At 70.7% G+C, this 13724-nt stretch carries 13 protein-coding genes and 2 pseudogenes; 9 read left to right on the forward strand and 6 right to left on the reverse strand.

Going from position 1 to position 13724, the window contains the following annotated elements:
• Window positions 1–2229: an acetate--CoA ligase family protein gene (locus FHX80_RS17110; protein WP_145764975.1), complete on the reverse strand. Its 2229-nt coding sequence runs from the start codon at window positions 2227–2229 to the stop codon at window positions 1–3.
• Between the two features lie 558 nt (window positions 2230–2787).
• Window positions 2788–3975 (reverse strand): flavin-containing monooxygenase, encoded by a 1188-nt coding sequence (locus tag FHX80_RS17115; protein WP_145764976.1) that lies wholly within the window; start codon window positions 3973–3975, stop codon window positions 2788–2790.
• Between the two features lie 148 nt (window positions 3976–4123).
• Between FHX80_RS17115 and FHX80_RS17120 the strand changes: the two genes are divergently transcribed.
• The 6 genes and pseudogenes from FHX80_RS17120 to FHX80_RS17140 all read left to right on the forward strand — a co-directional run bounded on the left by FHX80_RS17120 (window position 4124) and on the right by FHX80_RS17140 (window position 9264).
• Entirely contained in the window at window positions 4124–4576 is a 453-nt protein-coding gene (locus FHX80_RS17120; RefSeq protein ID WP_145764977.1) for a DoxX family protein, read from the forward strand.
• 146 nt (window positions 4577–4722) lie between these two features.
• Window positions 4723–5106, forward strand: coding sequence for a Zn-ribbon domain-containing OB-fold protein (locus FHX80_RS17125; protein ID WP_244318595.1), 384 nt, complete (start codon window positions 4723–4725; stop codon window positions 5104–5106).
• 249 nt (window positions 5107–5355) lie between these two features.
• Window positions 5356–5679, forward strand: a pseudogene (locus FHX80_RS17130) (transposase); the annotation flags it as partial.
• A 449-nt stretch (window positions 5680–6128) separates the two neighbouring features.
• Window positions 6129–8087 carry a hypothetical protein gene (locus tag FHX80_RS35765; protein WP_244318310.1) on the forward strand — a complete coding sequence of 653 codons (1959 nt, stop codon included), beginning with the start codon at window positions 6129–6131 and terminating at the stop codon, window positions 8085–8087.
• Between the two features lie 74 nt (window positions 8088–8161).
• Window positions 8162–8365: pseudogene (locus FHX80_RS36790) on the forward strand (IS1380 family transposase); the annotation flags it as partial.
• A 116-nt stretch (window positions 8366–8481) separates the two neighbouring features.
• Complete coding sequence (locus tag FHX80_RS17140) at window positions 8482–9264, forward strand: thioesterase family protein (protein ID WP_145764980.1); 783 nt, start codon at window positions 8482–8484, stop codon at window positions 9262–9264.
• A gap of 21 nt (window positions 9265–9285) precedes the next feature.
• On the opposite strand, the gene FHX80_RS17145 is transcribed toward FHX80_RS17140, so the two are convergent.
• Together FHX80_RS17145 and FHX80_RS17150 are read right to left on the reverse strand one after the other, a co-directional pair.
• The gene (locus tag FHX80_RS17145; protein WP_145764981.1) at window positions 9286–9876 is read right to left on the reverse strand and encodes a DUF1707 SHOCT-like domain-containing protein; all 591 of its coding nucleotides are present in this window, start codon (window positions 9874–9876) and stop codon (window positions 9286–9288) included.
• Window positions 9877–9940: 64 nt separating this feature from the next.
• A complete protein-coding gene (locus FHX80_RS17150) occupies window positions 9941–10345 on the reverse strand; it encodes a hypothetical protein (protein WP_145764982.1) in 405 nt (134 codons plus the stop codon).
• A gap of 123 nt (window positions 10346–10468) precedes the next feature.
• On the opposite strand from FHX80_RS17150, the gene FHX80_RS17155 reads away from it, so the two are divergent.
• The gene (locus tag FHX80_RS17155; RefSeq protein ID WP_145764983.1) at window positions 10469–11245 is read left to right on the forward strand and encodes a helix-turn-helix domain-containing protein; all 777 of its coding nucleotides are present in this window, start codon (window positions 10469–10471) and stop codon (window positions 11243–11245) included.
• The gene (locus tag FHX80_RS17160; RefSeq protein WP_145764984.1) at window positions 11242–11490 is read left to right on the forward strand and encodes a DUF397 domain-containing protein; all 249 of its coding nucleotides are present in this window, start codon (window positions 11242–11244) and stop codon (window positions 11488–11490) included. The genes FHX80_RS17155 and FHX80_RS17160 overlap by 4 nt, the downstream gene beginning before the upstream one ends.
• 148 nt (window positions 11491–11638) lie before the next feature.
• On the opposite strand, the gene pspAB is transcribed toward FHX80_RS17160, so the two are convergent.
• Window positions 11639–12223, reverse strand: coding sequence for a PspA-associated protein PspAB (gene pspAB / locus FHX80_RS17165; protein WP_145764985.1), 585 nt, complete (start codon window positions 12221–12223; stop codon window positions 11639–11641).
• Between the two features lie 9 nt (window positions 12224–12232).
• Complete coding sequence (gene htpX / locus FHX80_RS17170) at window positions 12233–13144, reverse strand: zinc metalloprotease HtpX (RefSeq protein WP_145764986.1); 912 nt, start codon at window positions 13142–13144, stop codon at window positions 12233–12235.
• A 159-nt stretch (window positions 13145–13303) separates the two neighbouring features.
• Here htpX and FHX80_RS17175 point away from each other — a divergent pair, with 159 nt between their 5' ends.
• Entirely contained in the window at window positions 13304–13651 is a 348-nt protein-coding gene (locus FHX80_RS17175; RefSeq protein WP_425281689.1) for a cytochrome P450 family protein, read from the forward strand.
• Window positions 13652–13724 lie beyond the last annotated feature (73 nt).

Genomic DNA, 13724 nt, shown 5'->3' on the forward strand with positions numbered 1-13724 from the left:
TCAGCGGCAGACGGCGAGCGCGTCCAGCGCCACCGCGCCCTGCCCGCGTCCCAGCACCATGAGCGGGTTGATGTCCAGTTCGCAGAGGTCGTCGCCCAGTTCCAGCGCCATCCGCTGCACCCGCAGCACCACTTCGACGAGCGCGTCCACGTCCACCGGCGGACCGCCGCGCACCCCTTCCAGCAGAGCCCGGCCGCGCAGCTCGCCGAGCATCGCCCGCGCCTGGTCCTCGCCGAACGGCGGCACTCGCACCGCCGCGTCGTGCAGCACCTCGACCAGTACGCCACCGAGCCCGACGGTCACGGTCGGGCCGAACAGGGCGTCCTGCGTGACGCCGACCATCATCTCGACGCCCCGCTCGACCATCTGGCAGACCAGGATTCCGTCCAGGTCGATGTCCTCGTAGCGTGCGATGTCGGTCAGTTCGCGATAGGCGTCCCGCACCTGGCTGGCGGAGGTGAGGCCGACCTTGACCAGACCCAGTTCGGTCTTGTGGGCCAGTTGTGCGCCGGACGCCTTCATGACAACGGGGTAGCCGACCAGCCCGGCCGCCCGGACGGCCGCCGCGGCGCTGGTCACCAACTGCTCGCGGGGCACCCGGATTCCGTAGGCCCGCAGCAGCTGCTTCGCCGCGTGCTCGCTCAGCTGGTGGCCCGGACGCATCAGTGCCTGCGCCTTGCGGAAGGACGGCGACGGCGTGCGCGGCGCCTCGTCGAAGGGGGAGCGGTAGGAGGCGGCGAACCGGTGGTGGTCCAGATAGGCCTTCACCGCGGTGATGCAGTTGCCGAACGTACGGAAGGTGGCGACGCGGGACGAGCCGAGCAGCGTCGTGCGGTAGGCGTCCTCCGTACCGACCGGCGAACCCCACACCACGCACACCAGCTTGTCCGTGGCCTCCGCCGCGTCCACCAGGTCCTGCGCGAGTTTGTCGCTCATCGGCGGGAAGGGGCCGGTGATCGGACAGATCAGCACCCCGACCCCGGGGTCGGCGAGGATCGCGTCGATGATCTTCCGGCCGCGCCAGTCGCCGACCGGGTGCCCGCCGTTGTCGACCGGGTTCGCCACGTTCAGGTAGCCGGGTATCCAGGTGTGCAGCTCGGCCTGCTTCTCCTCGGACAGGACCGGGATCTCCAGACCCGCCGCGGTCGCCAGGTCCGAGAAGTGCGCGCCCGTGCCGCCCGAGATCGAATACACCACGACCCCGTCGGCCAGTGGTTTGCGGGCCCGTGCCAGGAGGGCGGCGGTGTCCTGGAGTTCGTCGAGGCCGTCCACCCGGATCACGCCGAACTGCCGCATCGCCGCATCGACGACCTGGTCGGCGCCGGTCAGCTTGCCGGTGTGTGACGCGGCCATCCTGGCCCCCGTCTCCGTACGCCCGACCTTGACCGCCACCACCGGGACCCCGGCCCGTGCGGCCCGGTCGGCGGCGAGCAGAAAGGAACGCCCGTCCTTGAGCCCCTCCACGTAGCAGGCGATGGCCCCGACCTCGGGGCGCTGGGAGAAGTACGCGATGAAGTCGGAGGTCTCCAGATCCGCCTCGTTGCCCGTGGGCGCCCAGTGCGAGAGCCGCACGCCCAGCTCCTGAAGGGTGTAGACGGGGCGCCCCTGGTGGCCGGACTGGGTGATCAGTGCGATCGCCGGCCCCTCCAGGTCGTCCCGGAACTCCTCGAAGGCGTTGAGGTTGGTGTTCGGCCCGAGCAGCCGCAGCCCCGACCGCTCCACCGCGGCGGCCAGCCGGGCCTGCGCGGCGGCGCCCTCCGCCCCGGTCTCCGCGAAACCGGAGGCGAAGGCGACGGCGAACTTCACCTTGGCGTGCGCGAGTTCCTCGATCACCGGGAGCGGGTCGCCGACCAGCAGCACCGCCAGGTCCACCTGTTCCGGCAGCTCGGCGACGGAAGGAGAGCACGCCCGCCCGAAGACGGACTCCCGCGTGGGATGCACGGGATACAGCCGCGCCCCGACCCGCTCGGCCCAGGCGATGAGCTGCCGGGTGATCCCGGTATGGGGCCGGCCATCGGTGTCGGAGGCGCCGATGACGGCCACGGACTCGGGCCGGAAGAACCGGTCCAGATCCGGCACGGCCGCGTGCAGCGGCCGCCCGCTGACATCGAGATCGCCTTCCGCGGCGGCGGCCGTCATGCTGTGGACGGCGGCGTGCGGCTCCTCGCCGCAGGCCACCACCCTGGCGCGGAAGTCGGTGGTGAGGGTGCCGTGAGTCGATCCAAGCATCGTTCCGCCCACTCCTGCTCGAAGGTCCTCGGCGCTCGTGCTGTCCGCCCGACGCCATAAGCTGACGCTGTGTCAGGTTACTGAACTGACGGCCCGTCAGGAATGGTTGTGCAGGCAAAGGCTGAGAGTGGCGTTTCCGGGGCGGGGGTGCGGGGCGGGGATGAGGGTGCGGAAGCGGGCAGGGTTGGCCGCGGGGTCGGGGTGCGGAGTCGGCCGCGGAGGCGGGGCGCGGGGCGGCGCGCGGGGCGGTGCGCGGGGCGGTGCGCCAAGGCCCCGGCCGGGGCGTCCGGCAGGGGCTGCGGCGCGCGCCGCGACGAGTGGGCCGTGGTGAGTGGGCCGTGGTGAGTGGCTGCGATGGACTGACGGACGAGCGCTGGCGAGCGGGCGAGCGGGCGTGCGAGAGGACGTTGACGATTCAGGCGGACGGACGTTGACGGGCGGACGTTGACGGGCGGACGCTGACGAGCGGGCAGCCGGGCGTTGATGAGCGGGCGGGCGGTGGCGAGCGAGCGGGCAGCCCAGCGGTGGCGAGCGAGCGGGCAGGCGGGCGGTGGTGGGTCAGGTGGTGCGGGCGAGCTTTCTGGCGATCTTCTCCGCGTCCCGGGCCAGTTCGCGGAGCATGCCGCTGATCGGGTTCGTGAACCCGGTGAAGTACAGCCCGGGTGCCTGCTTCGGCGTGCGGCCGCCGCGCACCACCGGCCGGCCCCGGGCGTCCAGTACCCCGAGGTGACCGACCAGGCCCTCCAGGGAGCGCAGGTAGCCGGTCGCGGCGATGACCGCGTCCGGGGTGATCCGGGTCCCGTCGGCCAGCTCCACCGCGTCCCCGTCGAACGACTCGACGGCCGCCACCGGCACCACCCGGCCGCTCTTCACCGCGTCGATCAGCCCCACGTCCTGGACCGGGATGGCGCCGTCCTTGACCCGCGAGTACAAGCCGGTGTCCGGGCGGGGCAGGCCCTGTTCGGCGAGGTCGGGCATGGAGACGCGGGTCAGCAGGCCCCCGGCGCGGTCGACGAGCGCGACCGGCAACCGGCGCACCAGGATGCCGGTTCCCTGGGCGGGCCAGCCCGCCGTGGAGCGGCGCAGGATGTGCGGAACGGTGCGCACCGCGAGCCGCACCCGTGACGCCCCGCCCTCCACCAGGTCGACGGCTATCTCCGCCCCCGTGTTGCCGACGCCCACGACGAGGACGTCCTTGCCCGCGTAGGGGGCCGGGTTGCGGTAGTCGGCGGCGTGCACCAGTTCGCCGGTGAAGGTGTCGCGCCCGGGCCAGTCGGGGATGCGCGGGGTGTGGTTGAAGCCGGTGGCCACGACCACGGCCCGGCCGGTCAGCTGACGGCCGCCGGTCGCGGTCAGCAGCCACCCGGTGCCGTCCGGCGCCCGGTCGACGCGGGAGACCTCGACGCCCGTCACCACTTCCAGCTTGTGGTGCTCGGTGTACTTCTCCAGGTAGCGCACCACGTTGTCGCGGGACACCCAGCGGCCGAACCGGCGGGGCATGGCCAGCCCCGGGAGGGAGGACCAGCGCCGGGTGGTGTGCAGGTGCAGCCGGTCGTAGTGGCGCCGCCAGGATGCGCCGACGTCCGCGGACTTCTCCAGTACGACAGCCCGTTGCCCCTGTTCGCGCAGGGCCGCCGCCGCGGCGAGACCGCCCGGACCGCCGCCGATGACGTAGACGGGGCGGTCCTCGGTGAGGTCGCTGGGGGCCGGAATGGGGCTACCGGGGGTAGATGTGCTGTCGGGCATGGTTTGGAGCGTAATCGTGCTTCACCTTGATGGGTCTCGGTCAAGACCGGAATCGATTGCGAATTGATCACGGGTGCGCACCCCTTGCGCGGACCGCCGCCATCAGGTGAACTGACATGCCGTCAGATTACGTGAACGGGAGGGCCCCATGCGGACGATCTGGCTCGACGGAGCCGAGTGGCTCGCCGTGCTCCGAATTGGCCTCGGCCTCTGGTGGCTGGAGAGCTGGCGGCACAAGGACAAGAAGGGCTGGTTCGAGCGCGGCACCGGTATCGCCTGGGCCGCCGACGTCGCGGGGAAGCACCGCTGGACGGTGGTCCGCGGCGGCTTCGAGAAGATCGTCGCGCCGCGTCCCAAGGCGATGGCGTACATCGTCGTCTACGCGGAACTCGCCCTGGGCCTCGGCCTGGTGACCGGCCTCCTGACCCCGGTCGCCCTGATCGCGGGGCTCCTGCTCAACCTGCTCTATCTGGTGCTGATGATCCACGACTGGGCCGAGCAGGGGCAGAACGCGATGATGGCGCTGAGCTCGCTCGTCGCCCTGTTCGCCATGTCCTGGCAGACCTGGTCCCTCGACCACGCGATCGGACTGTTCCTGTGACGGCGACCCCACCGGCGGCCCCATCAGCGACCCCCTCAGTGACCTCACCGTCCGCCCCACCAGAGACCCCGCCGTCCACCCCACCGGCCTCCGCAGGGCCGTCTCCCGCTCCCGCCCCCGCCTCCGCCCCGGCTCCCCGCTACGACCTGCCGGAGCCGGACGCGTCCACCCGCCCCTACTGGGACGCCGCAGCCGAGGGACACCTGCTGCTGCGCCGCTGCCGGGCCTGCGACCGGACGCACCACTACCCGCGCGAGTTCTGCCCGCACTGCTGGAGCGAGGACGTCACCTGGGAGCGGGCGAGCGGCCGGGCCACGCTCTACACCTGGTCCGTCGTCCACCGCAACGACCTGCCGCCGTTCGGCACCCGTGTGCCGTACGTCGCCGCTGTCGTCGACCTGGCCGAGGGGCCGCGGGTGATGACGGAGGTCGTGGGGTGCGAGGAGTCCGCGCTCGCCATCGGGATGGAGTTGCGGGTGACGTTCCGGGAGGAGGAGGGGCGCGAGGCGGTGGCGGTGTTCCGGCCTTAGCCCTGATCCACCGATCTGGTGGCGGTGGATGACTCTTCGGAAAACAAGAAAGTGCCTTGTGACCTGCGATGATGGGAGTTCTTGAGGCTTCCAGCACGCACGATCGGCAAGTCACTTCCGAGATGCAAGTTTTCCGTACTCCAGCGGCGGTCTCCGCTGCGTTCGATGACTCGAATCTGGTCGCGCATGCCGGGCTGGTTCCGGTGATGAGACTGGTCGAACGGTGTGGGCTGTCGGGTCTGGTGGGAACACCGTCACCACGCGGTCATCGAGCAGGTCATCGCCGACAGCAAAGCCTCCGCCCTGGCCCACCTGCCGTCCGCACACTTCCACGTCAACGCCGCATGGCTCACCCTGTGGGCGATGACCTACAACCTTCTGCGGGCCACCGGCACACAGGCCTCCGCCTTCCACGCCAGGGCCACCACCACCACGATCCGCACCCACCTGGTCCACGTTCCGGCCCGGATCGCCCGCTCCGCCCGCCGCATGACCCTGCACCTGCCGCACAACTGGCCTTGGCAGCACGCCCGGACACACCTGTTCTCCACCGCCCACGGACCGGCCGGCTGATACGAACAGCCCCTGCCCGCCCCGCCCGCAAGGGCCCGACCGGAACCGAACCGTGGAAATGCTGGGCAGACCAGCGGACACAACCTGCCCCCACCCGGCCACCCGCCCCGAAGCCGATCAAAGGACCACTCTCAAACCACCTCGGTGGATCAAGGCCTAAGTCACAACTGGTGACAGTTGAATACACGAGCCCACCAGTATCAAACCCGGCATCGTGGTCCGTACAAGGTTGCCAGTACCCGGCATCGTGGCCCGCACAAGGTTGCCAGCACCCGGCATCGTGGTCCGTTACTCCGTCCTGTCATCATGACCACGGCGCGGGAGCGGCGGCGTCGTGGTCCGCATGAGGGCATCTACGCCATTTGCCTTCCGCCGGTGCTGCGCCCCCTCGCTCCGAGGTGCGCGAGCATGCCGGGCGCAAGACGCGCTCGCCTGAGACAGGAGCCGTAATGGCACTGAAGATACGCAGACCGAAGACTGCCGCCGTGGCGCTCGCCGCCACCGTGGCCGCGGTCTCGTTGGGCACCGCCCTTCCCTCGGCCGCCGCCGGGTACACCGCGTCGGCGGGGCCGTGGAGCGCAGCCGTCGCCCTGACCGGAGCGGACGGCCAGCAGACTCTCATCGATGTCCAGGTGGCCGGTGACGGCGCCGCGTTCGCGCTGTGGCGGGACAAGGCCGCCGGGGCCACCGGTTGGGACTTCCGGACCGCCGTCCGGCCTGTCGGCAGCGCGACGTGGAGTGCGCCGCACACCCTGGCGACCGGGCGTGACAAGAATTCCGCGGCCGTCCTTGCCGTGAGCGCCGACGGACGGGCCGTGGTGACCTGGCTGGACGGCAGTGGTGCAGACGGTTCGCTGGTCGCCCTGGCCGCCGGCTGGAACCCGGCCACGGCAGCCTGGTCCGCCCCGGCCACCCTCGCCGCCTGGGACGGCCTGAACATGTCCACGCCCCGCCTGGCCGCGGCGGCCAACGGCACCTTCACCGCCGTATGGGACCAGGGCGACGGGTACCGGAACTACGATGTGAGGACCGCCGCCCTTGCCCCCGGCGACCGGGCATGGTCCGCACCCCGGACGCTGGGCTCCACCACTACCGGATCCATCTGGAGCATCGACCTCGCGGTGGCCCCCGGCGGCGGCGCCACCGCGGTCTGGGATGAACTCAACCGTTTCACCGACGAGCACACGGTCTCCACTGCCACCCGCACCTCGGCCCAGCCCAGTTGGAGCAGTGCCTCCGTGCTGCCCGGCACCGACGCCACATCCAGCAACGTACAGGTGGCGATGGACGCCAAGAACGCCACCACCGTACTGTGGCGCAACGGCGCCGACGACCTCAAATCCGCCACCCGTACCGCTCCTTCGGGTGGCTGGAGTGCAGCTCAGACTGCCGTTTCCGCCATCAACTACAGCGACGGAAGCGAACCGCTGGCCGCGCCCAACGGTGACGTCACCTACGTGTGGACGGGCTGGAGCCGCACCGCCGGTACCCCTGTTGTGCAGACCGTGACCCGCACCGCGAGCACCGGGACCTGGTCCGCGCCGAAGACGCTGTCCACCGGCTACGTCAACTGGCAGGTGGACGCCTCCATCGGCGCTGACGGAACCGTGCAGGTCGTGTGGCCGCAGGTGCCGAGCATCGACAACGGCAACGACAACTACCTTGAGTGGGCGGTGCGGGCCGACGGCACCTGGAGCAAGGCCACCGCTCTGAACAGCGCACCCGTCGTCGCCGTCCCCAACACCGACGCCCTCGCCGGCGAGGTGGCTGCCGGACCGGACGGCCGGGCCACGGTGCTGTGGCGCAAGGCCGAGTACACCGGCAGTGGCGGCTACACCTCCCAGGTGTGGTCCGAGTCGCAGACCCTGTTGATCAAGCCACGGATCACCACCAACGCTGCGGTGAGCGGAACGGCTCGAACCGGCTCCACCCTCACCTGCTCCGCCGCCTGGAACGGCATCAACACCAAGGCCACCTGGTCCTGGCTGCGCGACGGCGCGGTCATCTCCGGCGCCACCGCCAAGACCCGCGCCCTCACCTCTGCCGACTACGCCCACAAGGTGTCCTGCCGGGTCACGGTCAGCAACGGCGCGGGCTCCGTCGCTTCCACCTCGCCTGCGCTGAAGGTCGCGGTCGGCCCTGCCCTGAAGGCCACCACCGCGCCGTCGATCTCCGGCTCCGTCAAAGTCGGCTACAAGCTGACGGCTGCCCGCGGCACTTGGTCGCCGTCCGCCGCTTCCTACACGTACCAGTGGAAGCGCAACGGCAAGTCCATCAGCGGCGCGACCAAGTCCACCTACGTCCTGGTGAAGGCCGACCGTGGCCAGAAGATCACGTTCAAGATCACTGCCCACCGCAACGGCTGGACCAACGGCACGGCCACCACGAAGTCCGTCACCGTGCGCTGACCCGACGCGGGCCGGTACCACCGGCCCGCGTCTGCCGATCCGGGACCCGGTCGACTCAGAGGTGGTGGTGGCCGGCCTCCGCCCTGGCCCACCTGCCGTCCGCACACTTCCACGTCAACGCCGCATGGCTCACCCTGTGGGCGATGACCTACAACCTTCTGCGGGCCACCGGCGCACAGGCCTCCGCCTTCCACGCCAGGGCCACCACCACCACGATCCGCACCCACCTGGTCCACGTTCCGGCCCGGATCGCCCGCTCCGCCCGCCGCATGACCCTGCGCGGGGCTGGGCACGCACAGGCCCTGGGCGCTGTGCGGACCCGGGCGCCGGGCGGTGTGGTGCGGGTGTCAGGCTGAGGTTTCCTGCATCCGCACGGCCGCGAGGGACGCACCCAATGAACACCGGCAGCTACTACGAGCGCATCGACGCACACCGCTACAAGCCCACCGCCCACGCGAGCGGCGCGTGGAGCACGGACGAAGTGCACTTCAGCCCGCTCGGCGGCCTCGTCGTCCACGCCATCGACAGGCACCTGGCCGACCGGCCGGGAGACGGACTCCTGCTCTCCCGGATCAGCTTCGACATCCTCGGCCGGCTCGCCCTCGACGAGTGCGAGATCCGGGTCGAGACGATCCGCCCCGGCCGCACCATCGAACTGGTCGAAGCCGTCGCCCTCATCGCCGACCGCCCCGTCGTACGCGCGAGAGCCTGGTGCCTCGCCTCCGGCGACACCGCCGCCGTCGCCGGGGGCGCCGCCGACCGGCTCACGGCCCCCGAGACGCTCGCGCCCTGGGCCATGGCCGAGGTCTGGCCCGGCGGCTACATCGCGTCCATCGACGTCCGTCCCCTCGCGCCGCCCCAGCCGGGCCGCACGACCGCCTGGATCTCCACGCCGCTCGACGTCGTCGCGGGTGAGCCCGTCAGCACGCTCGCGTCCTACATCGCGCTCGTCGACACGGCCAACGGCATCGCCGTACGCCAGCAGCCCACCGCCTGGACGTTCCCCAACGTCGACCTGACCATCCACCTGCACCGGCAGCCCGAAGGCCGCTGGACCGGGCTCGACACCACGGTCGTCTTCGGCCCGACCGGCCAGGGCATCACCAGCACCGTCCTGCACGACATCAACGGACCCGTCGGCCAGGCCCAGCAGATCCTCACCGTCCGGCCCTCGTAGTACCGTCCGGCCCCCGCCCGCTCAGCGCGCCTGCGCCTTGCGCTGCCTGCGGCGTTCCAGGAAGTTGGGGTGGCGGATGAGCACGCCGCCCGCGCCGCACGACCCCGTGAGCCGGAGCTCGGGCGTGCCCGGCAGCCGGTCGCCCGAGGTCTTGTCCTTCAGGCCGCCGAAAGCGGGATTCAGCGTGTCGGTGTCCGCCCGCCAGCCCACCGGGACCACGATCCGCACCGACCCCAACTGCGCGTCCACCTCCACCTCGATCTCGCGGAGCCTGCATTCCGCCTGAGTGAAGTCGAGGCGTACGCCGCCCAGTCCGCCGATCGCCCGAATCCGCGGCGGCACCTTCCAGCGGCCGGTCCGTTCCGCGCCGTGGATGCCGCCCTGGAGGGTGAGCGGTTCGCCGGAGCCGAGCACGACCGGCCCGAGATCATCGATGAGCGGCGCGAGTTCGCCGCGGGTCTTGGCCATGAGGGCCTGTCCCAGGCGGGTGTCCAGCTCGTCGAGGTCGATCCGGCCGTCGGCCGCCGCCTCCCGCAACTGTTCCACGACCGCTTCGCGGTCGGCGTCGGAGGCCCGCATGCGGCCGGCGGATCGCGAGGGCTCAGCAGTCATGCACCTGATGATACGGACGGCCCGCCGGCACGACGGACCGTTACTCCGCCACTTCTCCGCTCCGCTACTCCTCGGGTGCGAGTTGCGCCGTCACCACTCCGTTCAGCAGCTCCGCGTCCACGAAGTCCCCCGCCTCCGGCGCCCCGCACCGCCAGCTCAGCGGATACGTGTTGCCGTGCGCGGCCGGGATCCCCACGTACTGGTCACGGGCGGCCGGGCCGAAGCACTTCGCGCCGGGCGGCCAGTCGAAGTCCTGGCTCGCACCGGGCGCCAGCAGGAAATACGTCCACCGCGCCCCCGCGATCTCCCGCACGACGGGCCCCGGATCGCCGTCGGTGAGGGTGGCCAGATGGTGCAGCACCGCCTCGCCCCGCACCCCGCGCAGCCGGATCGCGTCGAAGTGAATTCCGGACAGGTGGAGTTGGAGCCCCGAGGCGGGTACCCATTCGGGGAGTTTCTCGCTCGTCATGGCTACGAGCATTCCGCCGGTTGCGTAGCGTGACCAGGAGGACACGGTCCACATCAATGTGATGTGGGAAGGGTGGTGGTGGCTGTGGGGACGAGCAACGAGCCGTCGCAGGTTTGGAGGCTCGTGGGGGACCTGATTCGCATCCATCGGGTGCGCGCGGGGCTGACGCAGAAGGACGCGTCGGAGAAGCTGTTGGTGTCGGAATCCCTGCTGGGGGCGTACGAGCGGGCGGAGCGCATTCCCGCCCTGGAGTTCCTGCGCGATGCGGACAAGGTGTTCGACGCGGGCGGGGCGTTGAAGGCGTGCTGTGAGCTGGTGGACGAGGAGAAGTACTCGCCGAAGTTCCTGGACTGGGCGAAGTTGGAGCGGACGGCGCGAGTCATCAGCGCGTACGAGACGATGCTGATCCCTGGCCTGCTCCAGACGGAGGAGTACGCGTACGCGCTGCACCGCTCCCGCGTACCGGCGTACTCCGAGGCCGAGATCATCCGGCACGTCGAAGCGAGGCTGGAGCGGCAGGCAGTGCTCTCGCGCACGTCTCCGCCGCGCATCGGCTACGTCATCGAGGAATCGGTCCTGGACCGGACCCTCGGCGGACCCGAGGTACTGAAGGGACAACTGCGGCACTTGCTCGACTGCGTTGAGCGGTTCAACCACCTGACGGTGCAGGTGATGCCGTCGGCCCAGCACACGCACGCGGGGCTGATGGGACCGATGAAGTTGATGGCCACGGAAGAAGGCCGAAGTCTGCTGTACGTGGAGGCGCATGGCGACGATAGGTTGATCTCGAAGCCGGAGCCGGTGAGCGACATGTTCGACCTCTTCGGCATTCTGCGGGCCCAGGCGCTCAACCCCTGGAAGTCTGCGGAGATCATCGAGACGAAGGTGGGGCAACTGTGAACCACGGACCCGGACTGACCTGGTTCAAGTCCAGCTACAGCGGCAATGAGGGCGGCGAATGCATCGAAGTCGCCTACGCCTGGCACAAGTCCAGCTACAGCAACAACGAGGGCGGCGCCTGCGTAGAGGTCGCCGCCTGCCCGCACACCGTCCACGTCCGCGACTCCAAGGTCACCGACGGGCCGACCTTCGCGGTCGCCCCCGCCGCCTGGACCGCGTTCCTTGGGCACGCGGCGAACGGCTGACCCGCCTGCCCACAACCGATCTCCAGCGCATCGCGGCCTGCCGCCCTGCCTTCGCCCGGCGGCGGGCCGCTGTCGTGACCGAGGTTCCCGGCGGCGCGGTGGTCCTGTCGCCGGAACCCCACCGGCATCGACTGCGCACCACCCGCCCTCACAGCCCCGGCGCCCCCCACACCGGGAACCACCGGGCCAGGTCCTTCTCCACGCGCAGGTCGTCCCCGAGGGCGGCCCGGACCTGGAGTTCGAGCTCGTTGTCACGCTTCTCGCCGCTGCCCGGCACCGGGGCGAAGGGGTAGAACGTGCCGCGCTTGTAGAGGTAGACCAGCGCCAGCGGCCGTTCCCGCTCGTCCCGGAAGCTGATCAGGGAGCAGAGCAGCTGCGGGCCGAAGCCGCCGTCCTGGAGCAGGGTGTTCACCGCGTGCAGGTCGTTGACGAGGGATGCGGTGTCCTCGGCAGGCTGCCGGGTGAGCAGCCAGGTGTAGCCGTAGGAGTCCCGGCTGAACTCCACCGGGACGCCGCCGCGCGCGGTGTCCGCGTCCAGCAGCTCCCGTACGTCCTGCTGGATACGGGCGAAGGTGCCGCCCTCCACACCCGCGAAGCACACCGACCCGAGGCCGGTCGGGACGAAGCCCGTCGCCGCCTGGAGGGTGAGGGCGGCGGACGGGACGGCGAAGAGCTGGTCGAGGTCGGGGCGGACCGGTTTGCTGCGGCCCAGGATGGTGTCGAGCAGGCCCATGGACGCTCCTCAGGGGTGGGCGAGGTCGGCGGAGATGCGAGCCAGCTGGTCGAGGCGCTGTTCCAGCGTCGGGTGCGAGGAGAGCAGCCGGCTGAGGCTCTCCTTGGAGGAGAAGGCCGGGACGAAGTAGAAGGCGTTGTACGGCTCCGCCTTCCGCAGGTCCTCCGTCGGGATCCGGGCCATCTGGCCGCTCACCTTGGTGAGGGCGGAGGCGAGGGCCGAGGGGCGGCCGGTGAGCAGTGCGGCGGTGCGGTCGGCGGAGAGCTCGCGGTAGCGCGACAGCAGCCGGGTCAGCAGGAAGCTCAGGGCGTAGACCACCGCGCTGACCAGGGGGATCAGCATGATCGCGATGCCGATGGGGTCGTTGCTCCGGCTGGAGCGGGAGAGCCCGCCCCACAGGGCGACACGGGTGATGATGCCCGCGAGTACGCCGAGGAACGAGGCGATCGTCATGACGGCGACGTCACGGTGAGCGACGTGCGACATCTCGTGGGCGAGTACGCCCTCCAGCTCCTCGGGCTCAAGTCTGCGCAGCAGTCCCGTGGTCGCGCAGACGAGGGCCGTGCGTTCGCTGCGGCCGGTGGCGAAGGCGTTCGGAACGTCGCTCTGCGCGATGGCCACCCGTGGTTTGGGCATGTCGGCGAGAGCGCAGATGCGGTCGATGGCGCCGTGGAGTTCCGGCGCCTGCTCGGGTGTGACCTCGCGGGCGCCCATGCTGAAGGCCGCGATGCGGTCGCTGAACCAGAACTGGGCGATGAACATGCCCCCGGCGATGATCAGGATGATCGGCCAGGCGCCGCGCAGCACGGCGAGCAGCACGCCGACCAGTACCACGTACAGCAGGCCGATCAGGAACATGGTGGTGACCATGCGCGTGGTCAGACCGCGGTCCGGGGCGTACCGGCTACGGGTTCGGGTCATGGGTGACCTCCAGTCCTCATCTGTCTCCCATAGTGCTCCTTGACTGTTGAAAGCGGATAAGGATCGGGCGGTACCGCTCGTTGTCCGATGGGGCGGTACGGGGGATTTGGCCGAACAACACCTAGGACTCCCCCATCTCTTGCGAGGTCCTCCATGGTAGTGACCGAGACCGTCACCTTTCCGCAGAACCGCACCTGCCCGTATCACCCGCCGACGGGCTATCCGAGTGAGAGCCGGGGTCAGCAGTCGGTGATTCCCGTCCGCCTCTACACCGGCCGAACGGTGTGGCTGGTCACCGGGCACGCCGAGGCGCGGTCGCTCCTGGTGGACCCGAGGCTGTCGTCCGACCGGGAGAATCCCGCGTTCCCGCTGTTCGCGCGGCGGCTGGCCGAGACCAGCCGGCGGCGCGTCGAGCTGATCGGCGTCGACGAACCGGAGCACAACGTCCAGCGCCTGGTCGGTGAAGCGGGCCGCGCCTGCCCCGTACAGGCGATCACGGTGAACTGAGCGGTCCGGCGGCCGGGGCGGGGCCCGGTGATCGCGGCCGATGGCTGCCCCGTCCCGTCCCGTCTCGCCCCCC

Source organism: Streptomyces brevispora (assembly GCF_007829885.1).
Classification (GTDB): Bacteria; Actinomycetota; Actinomycetes; order Streptomycetales; family Streptomycetaceae; genus Streptomyces; species Streptomyces brevispora.

Bases quoted from the DNA above. Each gene is read 5' to 3' on its own strand.
- FHX80_RS17140 (WP_145764980.1), top strand. From the start codon at position 8,482: ATGAACACCGGCAGCTACTACGAGCGCATCGACGCACACCGCTACAAG.
- FHX80_RS17145 (WP_145764981.1), bottom strand. From the start codon at position 9,876: ATGACTGCTGAGCCCTCGCGATCCGCCGGCCGCATGCGGGCCTCCGAC.
- FHX80_RS17150 (WP_145764982.1), bottom strand. From the start codon at position 10,345: ATGACGAGCGAGAAACTCCCCGAATGGGTACCCGCCTCGGGGCTCCAA.
- FHX80_RS35765 (WP_244318310.1), top strand. From the start codon at position 6,129: ATGGCACTGAAGATACGCAGACCGAAGACTGCCGCCGTGGCGCTCGCC.
- htpX (WP_145764986.1), bottom strand. From the start codon at position 13,144: ATGACCCGAACCCGTAGCCGGTACGCCCCGGACCGCGGTCTGACCACG.
- FHX80_RS17110 (WP_145764975.1), bottom strand. From the start codon at position 2,229: ATGCTTGGATCGACTCACGGCACCCTCACCACCGACTTCCGCGCCAGG.
- FHX80_RS17115 (WP_145764976.1), bottom strand. From the start codon at position 3,975: ATGCCCGACAGCACATCTACCCCCGGTAGCCCCATTCCGGCCCCCAGC.
- pspAB (WP_145764985.1), bottom strand. From the start codon at position 12,223: ATGGGCCTGCTCGACACCATCCTGGGCCGCAGCAAACCGGTCCGCCCC.
- FHX80_RS17120 (WP_145764977.1), top strand. From the start codon at position 4,124: ATGCGGACGATCTGGCTCGACGGAGCCGAGTGGCTCGCCGTGCTCCGA.